This is a genomic window from uncultured Campylobacter sp. (assembly GCF_938040115.1).
Classification (GTDB): Bacteria; Campylobacterota; Campylobacteria; order Campylobacterales; family Campylobacteraceae; genus Campylobacter_A.
This window is the reverse complement of record NZ_CALHXD010000183.1, coordinates 1-4,859: the sequence shown is the minus strand read 5'-3', so window position 1 is coordinate 4,859 and position 4,859 is coordinate 1. Positions and strand designations below refer to the sequence as shown.

General features: G+C 48.2%; 5 protein-coding genes. 2 read left to right on the top strand and 3 right to left on the bottom strand.

Annotated features, from left to right (window positions below; all coding sequences use genetic code 11):
• The 3 genes from Q0314_RS06435 to Q0314_RS06425 form a co-directional block, all read right to left on the bottom strand.
• A partial coding sequence (locus tag Q0314_RS06435; RefSeq protein ID WP_298057625.1) for an ABC transporter permease occupies nucleotides 1-1,124 on the bottom strand: 1,124 nt, incomplete at its 3' end.
• 8 nt (nucleotides 1,125-1,132) lie between these two features.
• The gene (locus Q0314_RS06430; protein ID WP_298057623.1) at nucleotides 1,133-2,362 is read right to left on the bottom strand and encodes an ABC transporter ATP-binding protein; all 1,230 of its coding nucleotides are present in this window, start codon (nucleotides 2,360-2,362) and stop codon (nucleotides 1,133-1,135) included.
• Entirely contained in the window at nucleotides 2,359-3,321 is a 963-nt protein-coding gene (locus tag Q0314_RS06425) for an HlyD family secretion protein (RefSeq protein ID WP_298057622.1), read from the bottom strand. The genes Q0314_RS06430 and Q0314_RS06425 overlap by 4 nt, the downstream gene beginning before the upstream one ends.
• Nucleotides 3,322-3,692: 371 nt before the next feature.
• Between Q0314_RS06425 and Q0314_RS06420 the strand changes: the two genes are divergently transcribed.
• Nucleotides 3,693-4,238, top strand: coding sequence for a YceI family protein (locus Q0314_RS06420; protein WP_298057620.1), 546 nt, complete (start codon nucleotides 3,693-3,695; stop codon nucleotides 4,236-4,238).
• A gap of 130 nt (nucleotides 4,239-4,368) precedes the next feature.
• Entirely contained in the window at nucleotides 4,369-4,854 is a 486-nt protein-coding gene (locus Q0314_RS06415; RefSeq protein WP_298057619.1) for a molybdate transport repressor, read from the top strand.
• Nucleotides 4,855-4,859 lie beyond the last annotated feature (5 nt).

Sequence of the window (4,859 nt, the reverse complement as noted above, 5' to 3'; positions counted from 1 at the left end):
TAATCTAGCGTCCTTTTATACCTAGCGAGCGATATGGCCGTACTAACGCATAAAAACGCCAAAATCGCGGCTAGGTCGTAGTAAAAATCGCTAAGCTGGGCGCTTTTTAGCCATACGCCTCTAATGATACGCAAAAAATGCGTCAGCGGAAAGCACTCGCCTATAAACCGCGCCCACGCGGGCATCCCGTAAAAAGGAAACATAAATCCAGATAGCAACATCGAAGGCAAAAAGAAAAAATAAGTCATCTGCATTGCCTGCAGCTGGCTGCGAGCTAGCGTGCTAAAGGTAAAGCCGACACCCAAATTTGCAAGCATTAGCAGAGTGCAAGCCGTAAAAAGCGCGGCCCAGTCGCCGATAGCGGGCAACCCGAAAAGCAGTCTAGCCATCAGCAAAAGCGCGCCCACTTGCAGATAGGCTATGAGCAGGTAGGGTAAAATTTTGCCTATCATAACCTCGGCCGGGCGCAGCGGAGCGGCTAGTAGATTTTCCATCGTACCGCGCTCAAACTCCCTTGTCACCGATATGCTTGTTAGCAGGATCGTAGTTAGCGTGAGCAAGATACCCATGAGCCCGGGGATGATCTGATAGCGCGTGAGTAGCTCCGGGTTGTAGCGAGAGTGTGCGCGTAGCTCAAATTCCGCTCTAGGCTGCGCGTAGCCGGGCTTATCTCTAGCTAGAGCCTGCTCAAATGCCATTTGCAGCGCAGTCGCGGCACCAGAGTTTGCCGAGGGATCGGTGGCGTCGGTGGCGATTAAAATTTTAGGCGTTTGGCCTCGCACAAGGTCGCGTTCTAAATTCGGCGGAAAATATATAATAAACTGCGCCTCGCCGCTTTGCATCATGGCTTCAGCTCTGTCCGCGTCCGCGCCGACGTGTTTGACGTCGAAAAACTCCGTATTTTTCATCGCGCTAACTAGCGAGCGGGTGAGCTTGCCGCCGCTATCAGCGATCACTACGGCTGAGGGCAGGTGGCGCGGGTTGTTGTTTATCGCGTAACCAAAAAGCAGCATCAGCATCAGCGGCATCGCGATGATCATCGCTAGCGTCGCGCGGTCTCTTAAAATTTGACGAAACTCTTTTACAATCATCGCCGCGGTTCTAGAAAACGAGATAAATTTCATCGTCACTCCTAAAACCGCTCGTCTTTATAAAGCTCTAGCAGATGGATGAAAACATCCTCCAGGCTCGCTTTTATCGGCATTAGGCTTAGCTCGCCTTGCGGTATCGCAAGGCCTCTAACTGCCTCTTGCAGCATAGCCTCGTCCTTTGCGGTTACGTGATAGCCGTTACCGAACGCAGAAACGCTAAGCGCGGCGTTTGAGGCTAGCAGCGACGCCGCTTCGCCCGCCCTATCTCCGCTTAGCTGCCAGACGTTTAGATTATAGCCGGCGATGATGTCTGATTGCGTGCCGCGGGCTAGGATCTTGCCGTAGGCGATGTATATGAGCTCGTGGCAGCGCTCGGCCTCGTCCATGTAGTGCGTGGAGACTAGCACTGTGATGCCGTCCTGGGCTAGTTCGTGGATGATATCCCAAAACTCGCGTCTAGCCTTTGGATCTACGCCCGCCGTGGGCTCGTCGAGTAAAAGCAGCTCCGGGCTATGCACGAGGCACATTGCAAGTGCTAGCCGCTGCTTCCAGCCGCCAGATAAACTGCCCGCTAGGTGGTTTTGACGCGGGGCGAGGTCTAGGCGGTCTAGGATTTGACTTACGGCCGTTTTTTGGTTTTTAACCGCAAAAAGTCTAGCGATAAATTCTAAATTTTCCCTCACGCTAAGGTCGTCGTACCAGCCGAATTTCTGCGTCATATAGCCCGTTTTTAGGCGTATGGCTTCGCTTTGGCTGCGGAAATCATACCCCAGACAGCTGCCGCTACCGCCGTCTGGTTTTAAAAGGCCGCAAAGCATGCGTATCGTTGTCGTCTTGCCGCTACCGTTTGGTCCTAAAAATCCGCACACGCTGCCCTTTTTGACCCTGATGTCGACGCCGTCCGTGATGATCTTTTTGCCGAATTTTTTAGTGAGGCCTCTAACGTCGATGGCGTAGTCGCCGCTCTGCTGTTTTGGGCCCAAATTTGGAGTCAAATTTGAGCTTTGGTTTGCGGTTAAATTTGCTGCGTTTGTAAAATTTGACGGCAAATTTGAGCTGCTAAATTTTACGCGCGAATTTTCATGAAGGCTAAATTTGGCTTTGACCTCGTTTGCTAAATTTGATCCGCTCAAATTTGATTTTCTTTCAGCCTGCGACGGAGCTTTGTTTGCGCCGTAAATTTTACCGCCGCGTGCGTTTAAATTTTGCCCGAGCGAAATTTCGTCCAAATTTAAACGCCGAATTTGAGCGGCGATATTTTGCGCGTTCACGGCTCTAGCCTCGCTTTTATCGGTAGCGACGGATGCAGTGCGGTCGCGTTATTTTCGGGCACGGCCTCGACTAGATAGACCAGCGTGCTTTGCGAGGTTTGGTTGTAGATGACGGGCGGGGCGTACTCGGGAGCGGACGCGATTTTTACTATGCGAGCGCTAAAGTCCGTGCACCCTTCGCAGCTAATGCGCGCTTTTTGCCCCTCGCGCAGGCTAGGCAGCGCGCCTGCGGGCACGAAAAACCTAATCTTGACCTCGCTAGGAGGTAGCAGAGATAGCACTGGATGCGAGCTTTGGACGAACTCGCCCATTTTATAAAATATATCTTCGACGAGTCCGGATTTTGGCGCTAGGACGGCGGTTTGCTCTAGTCTCCACTGCGCGGCGCGCTCGTTAGCTTTGGCTGCTTGTATTTTTGCTTTTAGGCTTGTTATCTGCTCGCTTCTAGCGGGCAAATTTGCGATTTTTAGCGCGGCGTTTAGCTCGATAACTAGGGCGTTTGCGCGGTCAAATTCCGCCTTTGCGGCGTCAAATTCTTTTTGCGAAACGGCATGTTTGGCCAGCAGCGACTTTGCGCGTTCATGGTTGGCCTCCGCGATCCAAAGCGCGGCCTTGGCTTGTTTTAGCTCGGCATTTATCCGCTCGATCTCCTCTGGGCGCTTGCCAGTGCTAAGGTCGGCTAGCTCGGCCTCTAGCGCGTCTACGTTAGCCTTTGCGGCGTCTAAATTTGCTAACGCTTCAGCGCTATCAAGCACAAAAAGTGACTCGCCCTCTTGAACGGCGGACCCTTCTTTGACGCTTAAATTTACGATCCGTCCGCTAACGCTAGGTGCCACGTAAAGATAATCTCCCTCGACGTAGCCGTTAAAAAACGCGCTCCCCTTCTCGTCCGCACAGCCTGCAAAAATCAGGATAAAAAAGGCAAAAAGCGTGTAAAATTTGCTCAAATTTAAACCCATTTCGCCTCCTTAAGCCGCTATTTCATTAGCATTATACCCCGCTTTGGTTAAATTTGGCTACATTTTAGGTTGCCGCGCGGTACTCGAAAAGGAAATATTTTCAGCGTGTAGGCTTCGGATAGTGCGGTAGAAGTGGCGGTTTTTTATCTCTTTTTAGGAAAGAGTAATTTAAATTTGGAGCAAATTAGTGCGGCGATTATAGTATTTTTTGCGCTTTAAATTTCTTAGATGTGTTTTATAAGTACTGCAAAAACGGTATTACTAATAAAAAAGGATAAAAAATATCCAATTTAAGCATTCTTTGAAGATAGGGGTTATATAATTCCCGTTCTAATGATATTAGTTATTAATCTTAATCTTAAGGAGAGTGTATGAAAAAAATTATTTCAGGTGCGCTTGTCACATCTATTTTGGCTGCTTCGGCATTTGCTTTTAGTGTAGATGGCAACCCTAGCGTCAAATTCGTTGGTTATAAGTTAGCTAACAAAACAGCCGTCGAGGGTACGTTTAAAGATCTTGGCTTTAAAAGCGCGGAAAACGCAAATTTTGCCGATTTTCTAAAAACCTTTGAGTTTAACATCGATCCTAAAAATATCGATACAAAGTTGCCCGATCGCGACAAACGCATCGGTATGATCTTTGACAGCAACGCAATAACGGCTAAAATTGTATCCGTAAGCGGCGACGAAAAAGCGGGCGAAGCTGAAGTCGAAGTTAGCGTAAAAGGAAACTCAAAGTCTTACAAAACGCAGTATACGGTCGAAGGCGGCAAGCTAAAAGCCAAGATCGCGCTTGATTTGGTGGCTGATCTAAAACTAGACGAAACGTTTGCTAAATTTGCGGCTTCGGCTAAGCCTTTTCACGGCGGCAAAAGCTATCCGGATGTAGAAATCTCACTCGAAGCTAAAATAAAATAATCCTTAAATTCGGCGCTTAAAGATCTGCTTGCGCCGAATTTTCTACTTTATTATTATTTTTTATTCCGTAATGCCGAAAAATCGATAACTTAAGATATAATGAGCCGTAAAATTTAATTAAGGCGAAAAAATGACGACGAAAGAAAATAAAAAAGGGGCGGTAAGCGCGCTATTTTTGGCAGTTGCGCTGTTTGCGGCGGGGTGCGCGGGGTATTTTTATTACGGCATAGGCGGGACCGGCGTTTTTACGATGGTCGTTGCCGTGATCTGCGCCGTTTTTTGCGTGAAAAAGATATTTCAAGTTAGCTTTTTGAGCATCGATGACGACGGATTTTTGGTGCAAAAAGGCGGCAAGAACGCCAAATTTTACTTTAAAGACATCGAAGAAATCGGCGTTCGCATCGTAGATGCCAAACGCAAAATCGACGTTTTAAACGTGAGATTTAAAAGAGGTAAACTAGACCGCGGCGCAGCTGATGGCCTCATGCAGCCTATCGGCGACGACGATGCCGTGATATACGATAAATACGAGCTATCCAAGCACGAAGTTTTTAAAATTTTAAGGCAAAAATTTGAGGCATTAAACGCACAAAAAAGCGAAAATAAGAAAAAGTAAAATTT

Coding starts and splice junctions, on each gene's coding strand:
- Q0314_RS06425 (WP_298057622.1), bottom strand. CDS start 3,321: ATGGGTTTAAATTTGAGCAAATTTTACACGCTTTTTGCCTTTTTTATC.
- Q0314_RS06420 (WP_298057620.1), top strand. CDS start 3,693: ATGAAAAAAATTATTTCAGGTGCGCTTGTCACATCTATTTTGGCTGCT.
- Q0314_RS06415 (WP_298057619.1), top strand. CDS start 4,369: ATGACGACGAAAGAAAATAAAAAAGGGGCGGTAAGCGCGCTATTTTTG.